Raw genomic sequence first — 18,529 nt, 5'->3', positions numbered from 1 at the left:
TTTACTGCATGAGCGGTCTGCTGATTGAAAGTATTACTGAAGGGGGCATTGCTTCGGAAATGGGGATAGAGCCTGGTGATCGGATTATCTCGATTAACGGGCATGTCCTGAAAGACATAATTGACTATCACTACTGGAACGATGGCGATCATCTTCTTATTGAGATTGAAAAGCCGGACGGCTCCCTTTGGGAATGTGATATTGAGGGGGGGGATGAAAACTCTCTCGGGATTGTTATCCCTGCTCCCAAACCGGCTCATTGCAAGAATAAGTGCATTTTCTGTTTTGTTCATCAACTTCCCAAAGGGCTCAGAAAAACGCTTTATGTCAAGGACGAGGATTATCGGCTGTCGTTTATTTATGGAAATTACGTAACTCTTGCCAATGTTTCAAAGTCAGATCTGTTGCGGATCAAGAAACAGAGGCTTTCTCCGTTATATATTTCGGTACATGCAACAGATCCGGTTCTTCGCGAAGAACTGCTGGGTAAGCAGGGCATAACTCCAATTATGGAGGTTATGGCAGACTTGGCTGCTTCCGGGATAAAAATGCATACGCAGATTGTGCTGTGTCCTGGTATCAATGATGGCGATGCCTTTAAGAAGACTGTTGCAGACCTGGTAGCGCTCTATCCCCAGGTAGCATCAATTGCCATAGTTCCAGTGGGGCTTACCAGTCACCGTAAGGGTTTAGCCGTTGTAGAGCCAGTAACTGCCGCATACGCTGCCTTATTTATCAACGAGTTGGAGCCGGAAATGAAAAGGCTTGCAAAAGAGCTTGGAGAACCGGTGCTCTTCCTTGCTGATGAATTCTACCTCAAGGCCAATGTGCCGTTTCCTGCTATGTCTTTATATGGTGATTTTCCGCAACTGGAAAATGGCGTTGGCATGATCCCACTTTTTCGGCAGGAAGCCATGAAGGTGCTGAAAAAGGCACGCATGCTAGGTGAGGGCAAGGCAATAATTGTAACTGGTTTTTCTGCTTATAATGAGCTGGGCCAGTTTCTTTCGGAGTTGTCCGCCAAGACAGGTCTTAGCCTGGATGTCGTGGCCGTTAAGAACAATCTGTTTGGGCCTTCTGTTACCGTTACCGGACTGGTCGCTGGCCGTGACATCATCAAAGCCCTTGATGGGGCAGAGTCTGGGGCATTGATTGTAATCCCCGACGTAATGCTTAAGGAAGGCGAAGGTGTGTTTCTGGACGATTTGACAACTGGTGATATTGAAAGGGCGTTGAATGTCAGGACCCTTGTTGTTGAATCATCTCCACAAGGGCTTTACGCGGGCTTGAAGAGGCAATTTCTCAAAAAGGGAAATAAGAATTAAATAAAAAGAGGGGGCCTCATCTGAGCCCCCTCTTTTATCAATACATTATGTGCTGTTTGTCTACATCTTATGGCACTTTTCACAGTTCGCTTTCACACTGAAAGCGTCTTTACCCTCGTTATGACACCCTCCACATGAAAGCCCTTTTTCCATATCCGTCATGGTTGCCTTTTTTACGCCAGCCTTGAATGGGAAAAGTTTGGTATGACAATCAACGCACTTGTAGACATTTAGATGGAAAGCATGGTTGAATTTGACCTCTCCGCCATCATTTTTAAAAGTAATCGGCGCCGGCTTGAATCCTCCATGGCAGCGCTCACATTCACCGCTGGTTGAGAACGCGTCTTTGCTGTTGTGACATGCACCGCAGGATTGACCCTGCTCCATTTGGCCCATGGTTTTGTGTGCTACGCCTGCCTTATAAGGAAAGGTTGCGGTGTGGCAATCACTACACTGATACATGCCGAGGTGGAACTTGTGGCTGAATACTGCATTGGTGATCCCTTTCAGCGGGAAGACGATCTCTCTGGGTTGGTAACCTTTATGGCACCGGTTGCAGTTTCCTGCGACCGTGAATGCTCCTTTGCCGTTGTGACATGCGCCGCAAGTTTTCCCTTTTTCCATCTCAGCCATGGAAACACTCTTGTCAGAGCCGGTAATAACCTTGCCGTTATGGCAGCTTTTGCATTTTCCCTTGGTCTTATCGATATGTAGCGAGTGACTGAAGACCACTTCTGTAGCCTTTTTCATTTTGAATGATATGTTTCTTGGCTTACCCTTGTGGCATCGAACGCAATCCTTCTCTTCAGCAACACTGAATGCTTTCATTCCAGAATGGCAGCCACCACATGACTTTGATTTTTCCATATCTGCCATTGTAAAGCGCTTGTGTTGTTTCAGGTTGAAGATAGCATTGTGACAAACCTTGCAGTTGTTGTTATATTTTAACAAGTGCACATCATGGCTGAATATTACCGGGTCGGCATTCTTGAAAGTGAAAGTAACGTTCTTGGTTTCCTTGGCATACGCCTGAGAGGCTAAAAGAATAATAAGGAGAGATTTGATCAGTGTGCTGAAGCGTGACATCATGTGTGTGCCCCTCCAATTGGGTGGTCGAAATTAATAAGGCAAACACTATACACAAGGTAACGCATATACGTCAAATTGAAAATTACCTGCTTTGAAGGAGCAAATACAATGAAAATTAAAGGGTTCTGGCTCTTGGTGATTGGTCTGCAGGTCGGTGCATTGGAGAGTACCTCCTTGGCCGCCATGTACAAGTGGGAAGATAGTAATGGCGTGCATTTCAGTGACAACCCGGCGTCAATTCCGGGTAAATATCGAAAAAAGGCTATTAACCTGGAACCTAAAGAGAGCAATGCAACAACAGATGCAAACCGTGATGTTGCTGTAACGCCTGAGCCGAAACAGTCGCAGCCTCCGCCTGCTCAAGAGCTGAAAAGTGCCGATAATGGCAGGGATTATTGGGTTCAGCGTTTTACAACAATCAGGAGCGAGTTGAAAGGGCTTAAAGAAGGGTTGAAAGGAAAGAAGGAGCGAATGAATGAATTCCGCAGGAAGTGGCTGGTAACCCAGAGGAGGGCTGAGCGGCAATCTCTTAACCTGATTGAGGATGAAATTAATAGGGATGAGGAGCGGATAACCGAGCTTGAACGGCAACTTGAAGCCCTGGATGCAGAAGCGGCCCGCAATTCAGTGCCGTTCGAGTGGCGACAATAGCCCGATTCGTTATCTCCGGTTCTTTTTTTCCAGCTCAATATCAAGTGACTTGAGCTTTTCAATTCTCAGATTTATTTCCTTGTTTTCCTTGGTCAGGGTTTGATTCGCGCTCTGCATCTGCTGATTGGCAAGAGATAACTCCTTGTTTTCCTTTAATAGCGAGTTGTATTTTTGCTTGAGGTTTTTCAGCTCGTTTCTCGAACTCTCCATCTGGGTGATGTATTCGGTAAGTGGCCAAGACAGCCTTGACCATTGGCTATCCGGGAAATTTGTCTGGAGCTTTGTTAGCCGTTTTTGAATACTCTGCATGGTCTCTGCCTCATTGTGTCTGCGTAATTGCAACAGGCTCAAGCGGAAAAGTGCATCATCGGTCACCCCTTCAACCGAGTATCGGCTGTTACTGATGTCTACAAGCAGGTTTTTTGCAGCTGTCTCATTACCCTTTTCAAGCTGGTTTATTGCCTCAGCAAGCTTGTCTTCTCGAGGGTAACCCAACTTGTCTTTTATGAATGTGCACCCTCCGAGAAGGAGCAATGCAGCAATGCACAAGGATATACGCTTCATCTGTTAAGTTTCCTCCGGTTGACGAAGTAATTGCTTCCCGGCTGGACTTTGACGTGATCTTTAATCTGTGCTGCTGTTCGGGCAATCTCAACAGCCGAATCATACTCTCCCTGCTGGCACACCAGCACCGCTATCGAGATGGTCATCAACGGGAATATGCGTTGCACCCCGTACCGGTCTTTCCCTTCGATGGCGCCTCGTTCTGCATCCTCAGTTGAGTAATGCGCAACTATTTCACGGTCAAAACGAGCAGTTATGGCATCGCAAACCTGGTCAAAATTATCCTCAGAGAGGACCAGGACGAAATCGTCACCACCAACATGCCCTATGAAGCAATCAACACCGCCATATTTCGAGGCCTCTTCGTAGATAATCTCCCCGGTGAGCTTGATCAGTTCGCTTCCCTTGATGTAACCATAACGGTCGTTGTATGCCTTAAAATTGTCGAGATCAGCATAGCACACCGCAAACGGCTCATCACTTAAGAGGCGTTTGTTGAGAATTCGCTCAATAGCGATGTTGCCGGGAAGCCGCGTCAAAGGGCTGGCATCAAGGCTCATCTGCTCCAGTTCCTTGAGGCGTACGGCCATATGGGTAAAATCTCTGGCCAGATCACCAATTTCATCACCCTCAGGGATCTGCGGATCATAGTCAAATTCGCCTTCAGCTATTCGGTGGGTCGCAGTTTTCAGTTTTCTTATGGCAGACGATATGGAATAGGTAACAAAAACGGCAACTGCAGTGGCAAGCAGGAACCCGGTAAAAGAAAGGATCAATGTGAGATTCAGCGTGGATTCTTCACGACGATCGGCGTCTTCCAGTTTTGAATTAAGACGTTTTTGCTCGTTCACCGAAATAGCATCTATTGCTGCCAGGGTTTGTACGCCAACCTTTTGCATCGGTTGGGGATCGCTCTCCTTGTTCGCGAAAACCTCTATGGAGGCTGCTTGGTATTTTGTGTAAAGTGCGGAAAGTGAAGGGAGCTCAGGAATGTTTTTCTCTCGCTGCATGGCGTTCAAGATTTTCCAGAACTCCTGAGACCGAGAATTAAAAAAATCACGAAATTCGCTGCTCCCGAGAATCAGGAATTTGCCGGCATAACGCTCTTGCGCAACCAAAGATTCTCTCAGTCTCTGGAGATTGCTTATAAATACCAGATCAGTACGGGCAATCTCCTTGGCCGTTCGATGCAGTGATACCAGCCCGTTTATTGAGAACCCCAGAGCTGCAATAGAAAACAGCGCCATTGCCGAGTATCCGACAATGATCTTCCGAATTATGGAGAGACGAGTGTAAGATTTTGATTTGATTGTGGTTGTAGAGCCATTAGTTGCGTTCATTACGGGTCATTCTAGTTCAGGGGGAGGTATAAGTCAACCTGCGAGACGGTTCATTGAGCATCAGCAATACCTGGTTTCAAGGAAATTATCTAGTTTTGTTGAGCGGCTTGGAGCCCTTCATTAGCGGTTGCTAGGCAGCCTAAGCTGTGTTATATGTTGCCTACCCTATCTTGGAGTTTTCTTATGACCGGAATCGACCGGATTATTGAAAATGCCCTTCATGAAGACATCCATACCGGAGATATCACAACATTAGCCGTTGTTCCCAATAAGCGGCATGCTAAAGCACGACTGGTTGCCAAGGAAGCGCTCGTTCTTGCCGGGATACTTGTGGCCGAGAGAGTTTTCAAGATCCTGGATCAGAATGTACTTTTCGCGCAAAAGAACTCCGATGGTGACAAAATCCCTCAAGGGGCTGTTATCGCCGAAATGGAAGGCGATGCCTCTATTCTGCTGCAAGGCGAACGGGTCGCTCTGAACCTTCTGCAGCGGATGTGCGGTACTGCGACATTAACCTCAAGATACGTCGAGGCTGTGTCAGGAACAAAAGCGCGCATCGTTGATACCAGGAAAACCACTCCCGGGCTTCGAGTGCTCGAAAAATACGCTGTGCGGGTTGGCGGGGGAATAAACCACCGCACTGGCTTGTACGACGGCGTCCTGATCAAGGAGAACCACATAGCAGCTGCCGGAGGAATAACGCAGGCAATCAATTCCGCCAGAGCTTACATTCCTCACACACTCAAGATAGAGATTGAGACGGAAACAATCTCTCAGGTTGAGGAAGCCTTAACTGCCGGCGCCGATATTATAATGCTCGATAATATGGATCTTGATACGATGCGCCGCGCTGTCTCCATCGTGGATGGCAAGGTCCTGTTGGAGGCTTCCGGAGGGGTTTCTCTCGAAACTGTCCGGGCTATAGCCGATACTGGTGTTGATATCATATCCGTCGGGGCTCTGACTCATTCAGCCAGGGCCATGGATATCTCCATGTTGCTGGAGGAGTATTGAAAAATCGGGAAGCGAATCCCCCAGCTCAATCAATAGACAGGAAGATCCTTGAGCTTTTCCTTGAGCGGGAGGGTATTGTTTCCGGCGAAGAGTTGAGCACCATTCTCAAGGTATCGAGAACCGCAGTTTGGAAGCATATCAAGGCGTTGCGGTTGCAGGGGTACAATATAGAAGCACGTCATTCGTCAGGGTACAGACTGGTGTCAACTCCGGATATCCTCACTTCAGCAGCTTTAACCGCAGGCCTTGACGCAAAGGTTCTGGGCCGCAAGGTGATCTGCCTGCCGTCAACAGGATCTACGAATAGCGAAGCCTATCGTCTTGCCGAGGATGGCGCTGAAGAAGGAACCGTCATTGTTGCTGATTCCCAACTTCAGGGTAAGGGGAGGCTCGGCCGCATTTGGCATTCTCCTCCCGGGGTAAACCTATACACTTCTCTTATTCTCAAACCACCGATTTTGCCGGTTGATGCTTTTCAGCTCACCTTTTTATCTGCAGTTGCTGTGGCACGGGCCATAGAAGCCTCTATTGCGACCCCGCCTTTTATCAAATGGCCTAACGATATCCTTTTGAACGGCAAGAAGGTGGCAGGGCTTCTCAACGAAATGAGTGCCGAGACCGAGCGGGTTAATTTCGTGATTCTCGGTATCGGCGTCAATCTCAACATGTTGCCTGACCAGTTCCCTGAAGATTTGCGCTATCCGGCAACATCTCTTGCAATAGAGTCTGGTCGAAAGATCAACCGTCTTCAGTTTGTCCGCCAGCTTCTGGAATCTCTCGATTCACTCTACACTGATTATCTGAATAACGGTTACGGTCCTATCCGTGACGAGTGGGTCGCCAGATGCGGCATGATAGGCTGTCGGGTTGCTGTCAGTGGAACAAGTGAGCAGATTGAAGGGGTTGCAACCGGGATAGACGACTCCGGGGCACTCCTGGTAAGAAAAGAATCCGGTGTCATGGCGCGGGTACTGGCAGGGGATGTAAAAGTCCTGTGACTATCAGGATTTATCAAGAGAGTGGAGGTCAGAGTGCTGCTTGTTATAGATGTCGGTAACAGCAACATTGTCATTGGGGCATATGAAGATGCCGTTTTGCGGCGCAATTGGCGGATCGCTACGGACAAGGCGAAAACCCATGACGAATATGGGATTCTGTTCCATGATCTTTTCCGGATGTCTGGCCTGGATCCTGAATCTGTTGCCGGTATTATCATCTCCTCGGTAGTCCCACCGTTGACTGGAGTTCTCGAACATCTTGCCCAGCAGTATTTCGGGCATAAACCATTTGTCGTTGGTCCGGGCATCAAAACCGGCATGCCGATTCATTATGACAACCCCAAGGAAGTTGGCGCCGACCGTATCGTGAATGCCGTTGCAGGGTACGAAAGATACCACTCTTCGCTTATCATTGTTGATTTTGGAACCGCAACTACTTTTGATTACGTGAATGCCAAAGGGGAATACTGCGGTGGCGCGATTGCCCCGGGGCTAATGATTTCCCTGGAAGCACTCTTTCAAAAAGCCAGTAAACTGCCACGCGTTGAGATAGCAAAACCTGCGTCGGTAATTGCCAAAAATACCGTAAACTCCATGCAGGCAGGTATTGTCTTCGGCTATGTAGGTTTAGTGGACGGGATCGTTACCAGGATGAAAGGGGAGAGTCGCGATAATCCGACAGTGCTTGCAACCGGCGGACTCGCGAAATTGATAGCCCCTGAGTCCAAGACCATAGAGCATATCGAGGAATTTCTTACGTTGGAGGGGCTGAGGATCTTATACGAAAGAAACAAATAGCTGTTTTTGCAGTATACATCCCAAACGCAAGGAGAAAGTCCGATGGCCAAGTACGACACGAGCAAGATCCGTAACCTGGGAATTGTGGCACACGGGGGGGCCGGCAAAACCTCCCTCTCTGAGGCAATCCTTTTCGATGCCGGAATGATCGATCGTTTGGGGAGGGTTGATGACGGCACCTCAACAATGGACTATGAGCCTGAGGAGATCAAGCGCAAGATATCAATAAGCTCTTCACTTGACCACTGCGAATGGGACGGCCACTCTATTCACATTGTTGATACTCCAGGTTATGGCGATTTCATCGCTGACTCGCGCGCCTGCATGCGGACCCTGGACTGCGCGGTAGTGATCCTTTCCGCTATTTCCGGGGTCAAGGTCCAGACAGAAGAGGTTTGGAACTGGGCCAACGAGTTTGAGATTCCGCGCATTGCCTTTGTCAACAAGATGGACCGGGAACGGGCCAGTTTTTTCCGGGCAATTGATGATATGGAGAAGGCTCTCAAGGCCCGTGGCGTTGCGATACAGATTCCTCTCGGTGCAGAAGAAAACCTTGAGGGGGTCATTGACCTGATCAAGATGAAAGCTTATCGCTTCAACAAGGACCAGTCAGGCAAGTTCTCTGAAATAGAAATTCCTGCGGAGTACCTTGACGAGGCAAAAAGGCTGCGCGAACTGATGGTGGAAACAGTTGCCGAAGCGTACGATGCCTTGACAGAGAAGTATCTGGAGGCTGGTGAACTTACAGAAGAGGAGATCATCGACGGCCTCAGGGTCGGAACGATGCGTAACACCTTTACCGCTGTTCTCTGCGGTTCTGCTACCCAGAATATCGGTGTGCCGCAACTCCTCGATGCAATCTGTGCCTACCTGCCATCGCCACTGGATCGTACCAAGGCCGTGGGTAAGAACCCAAAGACCGAAGCGCTTGAAGAACGAGCTCCCGATGAGTCGGAACCGTTTTCAGCCCTGGTATTCAAGACAACGTCTGACCCGTACACCGGGAAGATTACCATATTCCGTGTCTATTCCGGGGTGCTGAATTCTGACTCAACAGTCTACAATTCGACAAAGGGAGTTGAAGAGCGGATTGGCCAGATTTACGAACTTGAAGGCAAGAAGCAGAAGTCCATTAAACAGGCTGTTGCCGGCGATATCGTTGCTGTGGCAAAACTGAAGGAGACCATAACCGGTGATACGCTCTGCGACGCAAATAAGCCGATAGTCTATGAGCCTGCTCCGCTTCTCAAACCCTGCATCTCCTATGCTATCGAGCCCAAGACCAAGGCGGACGAAGACAAGATTCACGGTGCTCTTCACAAGATGATTGAGGAAGAGCCGATGCTTGAATCTCATCGCGATACCCAGACCAAAGAGTTCATAATATCCGGCATGGGCCAGGTCCACCTTGATGTTATAGTTGAGAAGTTGAAGCGCAAGTTCAATGTCGAAGTGCTTCTGAAAACACCGAAGGTTGCATATCTTGAAACTATCCGGGGCAATGCCCGTGTTCAGGGTAAATACAAGAAGCAGTCCGGCGGGCGTGGCCAGTATGGAGATTGCTGGATCGAAATGGGCCCACAGCCGAGAGGCGAAGGATATCTTTTTGAGGACAAGATTGTTGGCGGGGTAATTCCACGTCAGTACATCCCTGCCGTAGACAAAGGCATTCAGGAGGCCTGCGTTGACGGGTACTTGGCCGGATACCCTGTGGTGGATTTCAAGGTTGCCCTGGTTGACGGATCATTTCACACGGTCGATTCATCCGAGATGGCGTTCAAGGTTGCCGGTTCCATGGCTTTCAAAAAGGCAATGGAACTCTGCAAGCCGGTTATTCTCGAACCGATCATGAATATGAAGGTAACGGTTCCTGACGAAAACATGGGAGATGTTATTGGCGACATCAACTCACGCCGTGGCAAGGTAGTTGGAGTGGAGCCCAAGGCAAATTCCCAGATTATCCGCTGTGTGGTACCGATGTCTGAAGTGCTTGCTTACTCCAATGACCTGCGTTCTATGACCAGTGATCGCGGTATGTTCACCATGGAGTTTTCTCATTACGAAGATCTTCCGACGCATCTGTCTCAGAAAGTCATCGCTGAAGCAGAGGCAAATGGCTTTCACTCAAAGAAGGCTGATTAATTTTTAAAATGCAGTGGAGGGTTTCATGAAGAATGATATTGGGCCGACGACCCGCAATCGACGCAACGGAGAAGTTGGCGCCAGCCAGAACCTGCTTCTGGGAATACTGGCTGCCCTTATCGCACTCCTGGGTTATCTTTATTTTTTTACAGGAGTGATCAAGGAGCGTGATGTTCAGCAGAAATCGTTGCCAACAGCGGTTCAGAAAGTAAAACAGCCAATTCCTCCAAGGCCTGCTGCCGAAGACAGCAAGATGGCGGTGGTGCCGTCGACTCAAGACATTAAAAAAGCAGTTCCCGCACCCGCGGCTATTCCTGCTAAACCGCAGGCTTCTCCGCCACCGCTGCCGCCAAAGGCTGCAACTCCTCCGGCAAAGCCTGTAGCTGACCAGCAGAAGAAGGTTCCGCCACCGGTCCAGAGTCCGGCAAAGCCGGAAAAACCGGCAAGCGCACAAGCTCAACCGCCTTTGAAGAAAGCCGTTGGCACTGATGAGAGTTCTAAAAAAGCAGCTGTCAAGCCGACGGCTGTTACTTCCCCGATTGAGGCTAGTTACCAGATACTGGTATCCGGGATCTTAGCCCAGGACAAGGCTCAGGCTGTTGTTGCCGAGTTGAAAAAGGGGAAAGCAGAGAAGATTGTAAAGAAGCAGATATCAGAAGAGAAGTCAATGAAGCGCCTCTTTGTCGGTGAGTTTGATGACAGTCAATCGGCATACTCAGAGCTTGAGAAAATAAAGAAAATCTCTGCAGGCGCATTTCTCCTCCCTGTTGCCGGTAAGTATGAGCTTTATGCCGGATCCTACGATCAGGAGAACAGGGCCGAGGGCGAAATAAAGAGACTTGCCGGCCAAGGCCTAAATGCAACCCTTAAAAAGGCAAAGGTGAAGATGTCGGTAATCGGTATTGCTGCTGTGGCCCGGGATAAGAAGCAGGCTGATGAAATAGTAACACGGCTTCGTAAGCTAAAAGTTGCCGTAGAAGCTAAGAAGGTTGCCAAATAAGTGCCGGAGCCTTTGCACCTTGATATCTCTGTTGAGGCATCGCGCTGCATCGCTGAAGGAGTTTCTCGCGAATTCAGGATGCAGGCTGCCAGAGGCAAGATTCCTCTGGAAGCCGGGGATCTGGGCGCGGTTTTATTGTATCTTAGCCACGATACCGACACTGAGATAGCCGAGGCGGCAATAGCCAGTATTAGAGGTCTTTCGGGGAATCGGCTCATGTCGGTTTTGGAAGCACCGGAGACTCATCCATATCTTTTGGAAATTTTTTCCCGGCTGCATTGCAATGACACGGCAATAGGTGAGGTTATTGCTTCCCATCCATCAGTAGCCGTTGAGACGCTGGAGTTTTTGTCTTTGCATGGTGTCACGACGGCTACTGAGTTTTATGGGGTCTTGAGTTCCCTTGATGAAACCCCGGAAGGGGAGCAGCCTCCGCCGGAATTTGAAGAAGAGGAAGCCGATGAAGAGGAGTTCAAGTCCAAATATCAGCTTGCCCAGTCCATGGGGGTTGCCGAAAAAATCAAAATGGCACTCACCGGAGACAAAGAGTGGCGAGGCATACTCATCAAGGATTCAAACAAGCTCGTAAGCGGCGGAGTGGTTAAGAACCCGCGCATAACGGATTCAGAGATCATCACTATTGCGAAATCTGCTGTTCAGAATGATGATATCATTCGCGTTATCTGTTCCAACAAGGAATGGGTCAAAAACTATAACATCCGTAAGGCTCTGGTGGAAAACAACAAAACTCCTCTTCCTCAAGCCTTGCGTTTCTTGGCAACACTAAGCGAAAAGGACCTGGCCTCTCTCGCCAAGAGTAAAAACATATCTTCTGTCATCGCAACCCAGGCCAGGCGGTTACTTTTGAACAAGAACAAGAAATAGGGAGCTTTACATGGCACTCGTAAATCATGCCAAACGCGAAATTAATGCGAAAATAGTATTGTGCGGACCGGCAGGCGCCGGCAAGGCCACTCTCTTAAAGGCTATCTGTTCCAGATTGCCGATAATGAATCGTGGTCAACTGCGAAGTATGTCGCTCCAACAGGATAAGATGCTGTTTTTCGATTTTACCCATGCGCTAGGTGGAGATACCGATAAATATGCGCTTCGTCTCCATGTCTACACCATTACCGGTGAGGTAACTCAGGCCAGCGCCTGGAAAATGGTGCTAAAGGGAGTAGACGGCGTTGCCTTTGTCGCTGATTCAAGCGTATCCCGTCAGGATGCCAATAGACAGGCATGTGAACAGATGCAGGCTGCACTTAGTGTTAATGGCAAACAGCTTGAGGATATGCCTGCTGTCGTTATCTGCTCTAAACAGGATCTTCCTGAGTCATTGCCCCTGGATCAACTAGATCTTGGGTTGCAGCTTGATGTTCTACCGGTCTTCCCTGTTGATTCGCTCTCCGCTGATGCCGTACTTGATCCGCTGTGTGAACTCCTGGAGGGGGTCATTGCCAACCTAGAAGGTGTCGGCCTCTCCCTGCAACCGGCAGCAAGGGGACTTTGCGAGCTTTCCCCCGCAAGAGCTGAAAAAATGTCAGTCGATCTTGTTGCTGAGCCATCGGCCCCAGTTAAGCCGCTGAGCGAGATGGCCCGGCCATTGGATGATGAGTCTCCTGTCCTTTCATTTGCCGGCGCTCCGACGATTTCTACCGACGGGATTTTGTCGATCGGTTTGAATGTTACCTGCTGCGGAAAGTCATCCAAAGCCTCCTTAAAAATTTCGATTCATGGCTATTGAACTGAGCCTTGACATAGCGGTAAAACTGATGCTTGCTTCGATACTCGGAGGCATAATCGGTTTGGAGCGCGAGGTTCACGGACGGCCTGCCGGGTTTCGTACTCACCTGTTGGTATCTCTTGGGTCCTGCCTGTTCGTTATCACGTCGGTTTCATTCTATTTGAAATTCGGTAATTTGACCGGTCAGGGGCCATTGGGCGTCGATCCGAGCCGTGTTGCCGCACAGGTAGTTACTGGAATCGGTTTTCTCGGCGCCGGAGCAATTATTCGGGAGAAGGCATCAATTCGCGGCCTAACAACCGCAGCATGTCTTTGGGTGGCTGCAGCAGTCGGAGTGGCTGTTGGGGTCGGGATGTATTCGACGTCGGTCTTAGTCACGTCACTTGCCGTTCTTAATCTGGTTTTTTTGAAAAAGCTTGAAAACCGCTTGAAAAAGGACACCTATTTCAGAATCATTGTCTGGACTGATGATCTCGAGGGACAGACTACTCGGGTAGAACAGATGCTAACTGCATGCAAGATGGAAATTGTTACTCTGGTAATCGAGAAGGATCTTGCGCAGAAGTCTGTGCTTCTGGAAATCGATGTAAAGAGCCGGTCCCGCGAAGAATGTGGTCGTCTTACTGACCAACTCTCTTTGCTTGAAGGGGTCACAAAGATACGACTTGAATAAATCAAATACCACGGCCTGAGTCGATATACGCCATCCCTCTTGAACCGTTGGGGATTACATGCTAGCATCTGCTGCATTTTATCCAAGGCATTCTGTAGACTATTGAATCAGGAGGAAGCATTCAATGCCAATAATTACCATCTCTCGTGAAATGGGCACTGGTGCCTTAAGCATAGCTAAGGATGTAGCTAAAAAGTTAAAATATACACTTGTAGACGGGTCCAAAATATCTGAATTAGGCAGCAAGTACGGCCTTAGTCCGGAAATTCTTGAACGGGTTGATGAAAAGCCTCCGGTGTACATTACCGCCGAGGACAGGCAGCAGGCAGCCTACCTGAATGAAATTGAGCTGATTATCCTCGATCTTGCCCGTAAGGGGAATGTGATTATTTACGGGCGAGGAGGGCAGGATCTTTTGAGCGGCTTGAGTAATGTCCTCCGCATTCGTTTTATCGCACCGTTTGAAGAGCGGGTGGAGATGCTTGCTGAGCGCGAATGGATGGATCCGGATCTTGCCCGTCATCTGATCAGGAAAAGTGATCATCAACGTGGTGGGTTTATTCATTTTTATTTCAACCGGGATTGGAATGATCCTCTCGGTTATGATCTGATCTATAATACGTCGAATCTAACGCCGGCATGGATCGTGGACAGCATTGTCGCAGCTGCAAAAGACCCGCGTTTCAAAGATGCCGCCCCCACCAGCCGCGAGCTTATTGACAATATCATTATTAACAAGCGGGTTGAAACCGCGCTACTGGAATCACAGGAAATTGAGTATCTTCATTTCAATATAGAATCAGACCATGGGGTCGTTACTCTTTCAGGCCATGTCCATTCTGAAGATGAGCGTAAATCCGCACTGTCGATTATCAGCAAGGTAAAAGGGGTGAGTCGGGTCAATGATCAGTTGCAGGTGGCGAATGTTTCTCCTAAGATTCGTGAGTAGCCTGAACGCTTCTATTTTTTATCACCGATAGCCTGCTTGTGTGCAACAGATTGATATAACTCTGTCATTCCGTCGGCGCAAAGCCTCGTCTCACGGTGTTGTGTGTCACCACCCGTGGGTTGAGGAACTGGAGCAGGTATTCTTTACCTCCTGCCTTTGTCCCCCCGCCGGAAAGGCCAAAGCCTCCAAATGGTTGCCTCTCAACCAGAGCGCCAGTGCAACCGCGATTAAGGTAAAGGTTGCCAACCCGGAATTCACGGGCTGCACGTTCCAGATTTGCCGGACTACGACTGAAAACCGCGCCGGTAAGTGCATATTTCGAGGCATTGGCAATAGCCAGTGCTGCTCCGAAGTCCTTGGCGCGCATCACTGAAAGAACCGGGCCGAAGATCTCCTCCTGGGCTACCCTGTGCTCGGGTTTAATATCCCCTAGAATGACAATCGGCACATAATACCCTGACTCTGGCTTCGTGCTTTCATAAAGAACGGTGCCTTCTTTTTTGCCGATCTGTATATAGTCGAGGATTTTCTGTTGTTGCGCCTGATCGGCGACCGGACCCAGGAAACAGCCGGGGTCTTCTGCCGGGCCGATTCTCAAAGCCGCAGCAGCGGCAACAAAGCGGTTGGTGAACTCCTGGTAAATGCTTTCCAGTATAATCACCCGCGAACAGGCCGAGCATTTCTGCCCCTGAAACCCAAAGGCTGACTGGAGCAGGTGCGGAATGGCCTCGTCCAGATCGGCATCTTCGTCGATAATCGCAGCATTTTTCCCGCCCATTTCACAGATAACCCGTTTTATCCCCTTTTGCTCAGGATGACGTCGTGCCGCTTTCTCGCAGATAGCCAGTCCCACCTCGGCCGAACCGGTAAAGGCAATCAGGTTGATATCCGGGTGTGCGGACAGGTAATCACCGATATCATCACCACTACCCGGCAGGTAGTTGAATACGCCCGGAGGCACGCCGGCTGCAGTGTAAATCTCCACCAGTTGGCGACCGGTCAACGGCGTCAGACTTGACGGTTTATAAACAACACAGTTGCCGGTCACCAAGGCAGCAGCGGTCATGCCGCAACTGATGGCTAACGGAAAATTCCACGGAGCGATAACTGCTGCAATCCCACGTGGCTCAAAGTTAAGAAAATTCAGCTCTCCAGGCGCATTGCTTAACAGTTGTGGCTTGGCAAGGCGTATCGCCTCCTGGCTATAAAATTCAAGAAAATCTATGGCTTCGCTTACATCGGCGTAGGCCTGGTCCCATTGTTTGCCTATCTCCAGCACCTGCCAGGCGGCCAGTTCCACCAAGTGCCGGCGAGCATAGGAAGCGGCTTTTTGCAGTATTGCCCCTCGTTTGCTGGCTGGTTGGTCACGCCAGGAAGGGAAAGCAGTTAGTGCCGATGCCACTGCATCAGCCGCGTGGGTCCTGTCTGCCCGATGTACCGTGCCGAGTATCTCCTCCGGCAGTGCCGGGTTCACAGAAGCAAACCGGGCGTCGGTCATGACATCTCTCCCGTTTATGAAGAGGGGTGCTGTAACAGGTATCTTGGCGCGAATGTCATTTAATCGCTGCGGGAATTGTTTCCGCAGCTCTATTTTTGTAAAGTCGGCAGTCGGCTCATTTTTGAAGAGCCCTGAGGTGGCTCCACTGTCGGAAGTTTGAAGGTTGCGGTATCGCTCCGCAGTAATGACCGGGTCCTCAAGCAGTTGCTCCAGTTCATCATTTTCTGCAAAACTTCGCCGGAGAAATGATTCGTTCGAGGTGTTCTCCAGAAGCCTGCGCACCAGGTATCCCATGCCAGGAACCATCTTACCGTAAGGTGAGTAAAGGCGGATCCGGCCGGTCTCTCGCTGCAGTACCTTCCTGACTGGCTCTGCCATGCCGTAGAGCACCTGAAATTCAAAGCGGCTTGCCGGTACTGCCAACTCCTCGGCAAATTCCAGCACCGCGGCAATCGACCTGATATTGTGACTGGCACAGGCAAAATGGCACTGCTCGTGGTTTTCGAGTATCAGTCGCGCTTGTCGTTCAAATGCAGCATCGGTTTCAGCTTTCAACAGCCATACCGGCGGCAGCCAGCTGTTTTGGCCTGCCTTTATCATCTCGTAGTCCCAGTAAGCCCCTTTGACAAGACGGATGGCAATGGCGATCTCTTGGAGTTGCGACCACTCCAGAAGTTCGGCGAGGTCCCGATCAGTGTCTCTAAGGTATGATTGCAGGGCTACTCCGAGATAGGGATAATCCGGATGTGCGAGTTTCACTCTGCGATACACCTCCAGAGTGATGTTCTTCATCCGGGTCGATTCCATGTCGATGCAGAGAAAGCCGTTAACCTTCCTGACTGCAGCTACGATGGTTTCGAGGTTTTTAACAATCGCCGCTACAGACCCTTCAAAATCGCGCGGGTCAGCCACACAGTAGAGTGCTGAAGGTTTGACGGCAACGTTGATCTGCGGTGCATGCCCCCAATCCAGGTGGTGAGCACTGACTTCCCCCAAAAAAGGGCGCCAGTTGTGACTGGCTGCCTGCAGCGCCGAGAGCAGCTCCAGGTAGACATCGATGTAATGTTGCGTTTCCTGATGGGAGAGTGTTGCCTCTCCGAGCAGATCAACAGCGCTTGCAAAACCGGCTCCGCGCAGGTGTTCGATGGTGCGGACAGCCTCCTCGGTCGTCTCGCCGATAACGAATTGGCGAGCCATACCATGGATATTGGCGCTCAGGGCTTTGCCGAGTAACGCCCCTCCGAAGCTCCCCAGCATACCTGCGGTCTTCAAGCCGGCAGTGAGTACAGGCGGGAGCTGCTCGCCATCGCCGAAGTACTCCCGGATATGACTGGTGAGCCGCTCACTGCTTTTCAATACCGGAAAGACATCGACAAACCTGAACAACTGGCTTTTGAAGTGCTCGTCCTTCATTGCCCATTCAAGCACCTTGCCGACCCAGGTGCTGGAATCGAACAGTGACGGCTTTTCATCTTGGATGGCAATAAAAAGCTTTTTGCCCCGTGCTATTATCCGATCATTAAGGGAGGGAGCTAGCATTTTCACCCTTTCAGGTTGTGCCAGAGGTTGACTATGAAGTCCTGGACATTGGTCAGGATAGCTCGCGACTGGCCAGTCCCCCGGTTGGCGAGTTTGTCCGCGCCGAATTCCGACATGTCTACGATGTAGAAGAAGACCGGTCTTACTGTGCCGTCTGCCAGGATTCTGTAATTGGGAACCATGTTGCCGGCAGCGATGGCGTGAAGCTGGGTTGCCATGGCGATCACTGTGGTGGCGCGTCGAGCATGGAACCGCATGGCGTCCTGTGCCTTGCAGGAATCGGTAATGACTTCGGGAAGTGGTCCGTCATCCCGTATTGATCCGGTCAATACCAGCGGGACCTGGTGATTAAGGCAGGCGCGAATAATGCCGTCTTGCAGTGCCAGGTCGGCTATGGTCTGCGCCATTGATCCCCGGAGCCTGACCTCATTGATGACATCGAGATGATGGTAATGCCCGCCAGGCAGGTGTGCTTGGGTGTAGATGTCCTGTCCAAGGCCGGTACGGAAGATGGCAGCCTCAAGATCATGAGTGGCAAGGGCATTCCCGGCAAGAAGGGCATGGCAGAATCCGGCCTCTATCAATCCTGTCATGGCATTGCGGCTGTCTCGATCAAAGGCAACCGCCGGCCCGAGGACCCAGACAATATAACCTCGGTCTCGATCATGACGAAGGATCTCGTAGAGTTCATCATATGATCGCGAAAAAGGAGTTTCTCTGGTGCCGCGACTGCGGAAACTGAATTTGTCGTGAGGTGTTTCGTCTGCTGGCTGGAAACCGGCGGTATGGACGTAAATGCCCTCTTCGCCATCTTCAGTTCGGCCAAGCACTACATAGTCCCCTTGTTTTACCAGTCTTGGCTCCACAGCCTGGAGGGATCCATCCACCAGGAGCAGAGCCGCATCCATTCTGCTTTCAGGCGCCAGCAGCCATCTGCCGTTGCCTAAATGGATATATTCCGGATGGTTTGAAGTCGCGTGGAAGTTTTGCGGCAGGACACCGTCGCGAGGGGCCTGTCCCAGGGTCACTGCCGGTGCCGTTGCCAGTTCGGCACGAGTAAAATCCGGTGGGATGTATCGGGGGAGAATCGCCATATGCGCCTCATATTAATCGACTTTTCGAGATCGGGCCGGACGGCAAGAAGCTATTATAATAAAGTAAATCCCCAGCCCTGGATGTTGTCAATGGGTGCCGCCATTAAT

General features: G+C 50.2%; 16 protein-coding genes. 11 read left to right on the top strand and 5 right to left on the bottom strand.

Translation table 11 applies throughout. The features are described from left to right. Positions 1 to 8 precede the first annotated feature (8 nt). Entirely contained in the window at positions 9 to 1,325 is a 1,317-nt protein-coding gene (locus KI809_RS00135; RefSeq protein ID WP_214169499.1) for a DUF512 domain-containing protein, read from the top strand. A 60-nt stretch (positions 1,326 to 1,385) separates the two neighbouring features. Here KI809_RS00135 and KI809_RS00130 read toward each other — a convergent pair whose 3' ends face one another. Further along, positions 1,386 to 2,411, bottom strand: a complete 1,026-nt coding sequence (locus tag KI809_RS00130) for a cytochrome c3 family protein (RefSeq protein ID WP_435052242.1) — start codon at positions 2,409 to 2,411, stop codon at positions 1,386 to 1,388. A gap of 111 nt (positions 2,412 to 2,522) precedes the next feature. Here KI809_RS00130 and KI809_RS00125 point away from each other — a divergent pair, with 111 nt between their 5' ends. Beyond that, a complete protein-coding gene (locus KI809_RS00125) occupies positions 2,523 to 3,065 on the top strand; it encodes a DUF4124 domain-containing protein (protein ID WP_214169497.1) in 543 nt (180 codons plus the stop codon). A gap of 9 nt (positions 3,066 to 3,074) precedes the next feature. Here the strand turns inward: KI809_RS00125 and KI809_RS00120 are convergent, their stop codons facing one another. Both KI809_RS00120 and KI809_RS00115 read right to left on the bottom strand, forming a co-directional pair. After that, the gene (locus KI809_RS00120) at positions 3,075 to 3,629 is read right to left on the bottom strand and encodes an outer membrane protein assembly factor BamD (RefSeq protein WP_214169496.1); all 555 of its coding nucleotides are present in this window, start codon (positions 3,627 to 3,629) and stop codon (positions 3,075 to 3,077) included. Further along, the gene (locus tag KI809_RS00115) at positions 3,626 to 4,969 is read right to left on the bottom strand and encodes a HAMP domain-containing protein (protein ID WP_214169495.1); all 1,344 of its coding nucleotides are present in this window, start codon (positions 4,967 to 4,969) and stop codon (positions 3,626 to 3,628) included. Before KI809_RS00115 ends, KI809_RS00120 begins: the two co-directional genes overlap by 4 nt. A 183-nt stretch (positions 4,970 to 5,152) precedes the next feature. Between KI809_RS00115 and nadC the strand changes: the two genes are divergently transcribed. The 9 genes from nadC to KI809_RS00070 all read left to right on the top strand — a co-directional run bounded on the left by nadC (position 5,153) and on the right by KI809_RS00070 (position 14,290). Then, positions 5,153 to 5,983 carry a carboxylating nicotinate-nucleotide diphosphorylase gene (nadC, locus tag KI809_RS00110; RefSeq protein ID WP_214169494.1) on the top strand — a complete coding sequence of 277 codons (831 nt, stop codon included), beginning with the start codon at positions 5,153 to 5,155 and terminating at the stop codon, positions 5,981 to 5,983. Then, positions 5,980 to 6,981 carry a biotin--[acetyl-CoA-carboxylase] ligase gene (locus KI809_RS00105; RefSeq protein WP_214169493.1) on the top strand — a complete coding sequence of 334 codons (1,002 nt, stop codon included), beginning with the start codon at positions 5,980 to 5,982 and terminating at the stop codon, positions 6,979 to 6,981. Before nadC ends, KI809_RS00105 begins: the two co-directional genes overlap by 4 nt. A gap of 33 nt (positions 6,982 to 7,014) precedes the next feature. Next, positions 7,015 to 7,779 carry a type III pantothenate kinase gene (locus KI809_RS00100; RefSeq protein ID WP_214169492.1) on the top strand — a complete coding sequence of 255 codons (765 nt, stop codon included), beginning with the start codon at positions 7,015 to 7,017 and terminating at the stop codon, positions 7,777 to 7,779. A gap of 42 nt (positions 7,780 to 7,821) precedes the next feature. After that, positions 7,822 to 9,921 (top strand): elongation factor G, encoded by a 2,100-nt coding sequence (fusA, locus tag KI809_RS00095; protein WP_214169491.1) that lies wholly within the window; start codon positions 7,822 to 7,824, stop codon positions 9,919 to 9,921. Between the two features lie 25 nt (positions 9,922 to 9,946). Then, entirely contained in the window at positions 9,947 to 10,921 is a 975-nt protein-coding gene (locus KI809_RS00090) for an SPOR domain-containing protein (RefSeq protein ID WP_214169490.1), read from the top strand. Beyond that, complete coding sequence (locus tag KI809_RS00085) at positions 10,922 to 11,806, top strand: hypothetical protein (protein WP_337833262.1); 885 nt, start codon at positions 10,922 to 10,924, stop codon at positions 11,804 to 11,806. It begins immediately after the preceding gene. 10 nt (positions 11,807 to 11,816) lie between these two features. Next, a complete protein-coding gene (locus KI809_RS00080) occupies positions 11,817 to 12,668 on the top strand; it encodes a GTP-binding protein (protein WP_214169489.1) in 852 nt (283 codons plus the stop codon). Continuing rightward, the gene (locus KI809_RS00075; protein ID WP_214169488.1) at positions 12,658 to 13,341 is read left to right on the top strand and encodes an MgtC/SapB family protein; all 684 of its coding nucleotides are present in this window, start codon (positions 12,658 to 12,660) and stop codon (positions 13,339 to 13,341) included. Before KI809_RS00080 ends, KI809_RS00075 begins: the two co-directional genes overlap by 11 nt. 124 nt (positions 13,342 to 13,465) lie before the next feature. Next, positions 13,466 to 14,290, top strand: a complete 825-nt coding sequence (locus KI809_RS00070) for a cytidylate kinase family protein (protein WP_214169487.1) — start codon at positions 13,466 to 13,468, stop codon at positions 14,288 to 14,290. A 64-nt stretch (positions 14,291 to 14,354) separates the two neighbouring features. Here the strand turns inward: KI809_RS00070 and KI809_RS00065 are convergent, their stop codons facing one another. After that, the gene (locus tag KI809_RS00065) at positions 14,355 to 17,327 is read right to left on the bottom strand and encodes a proline dehydrogenase family protein (RefSeq protein ID WP_214169486.1); all 2,973 of its coding nucleotides are present in this window, start codon (positions 17,325 to 17,327) and stop codon (positions 14,355 to 14,357) included. 2 nt (positions 17,328 to 17,329) lie between these two features. Then, positions 17,330 to 18,421, bottom strand: coding sequence for a putative NPN-dependent ornithine cyclodeaminase (locus KI809_RS00060; protein ID WP_214169485.1), 1,092 nt, complete (start codon positions 18,419 to 18,421; stop codon positions 17,330 to 17,332). Between the last annotated feature and the right edge of the window lie 108 nt (positions 18,422 to 18,529).

The sequence above is a fragment of the Geoanaerobacter pelophilus genome, from assembly GCF_018476885.1.
GTDB lineage: Bacteria > Desulfobacterota > Desulfuromonadia > Geobacterales > DSM-12255 > Geoanaerobacter > Geoanaerobacter pelophilus.
This window is presented reverse-complemented; position numbering and strand designations above follow the sequence as displayed.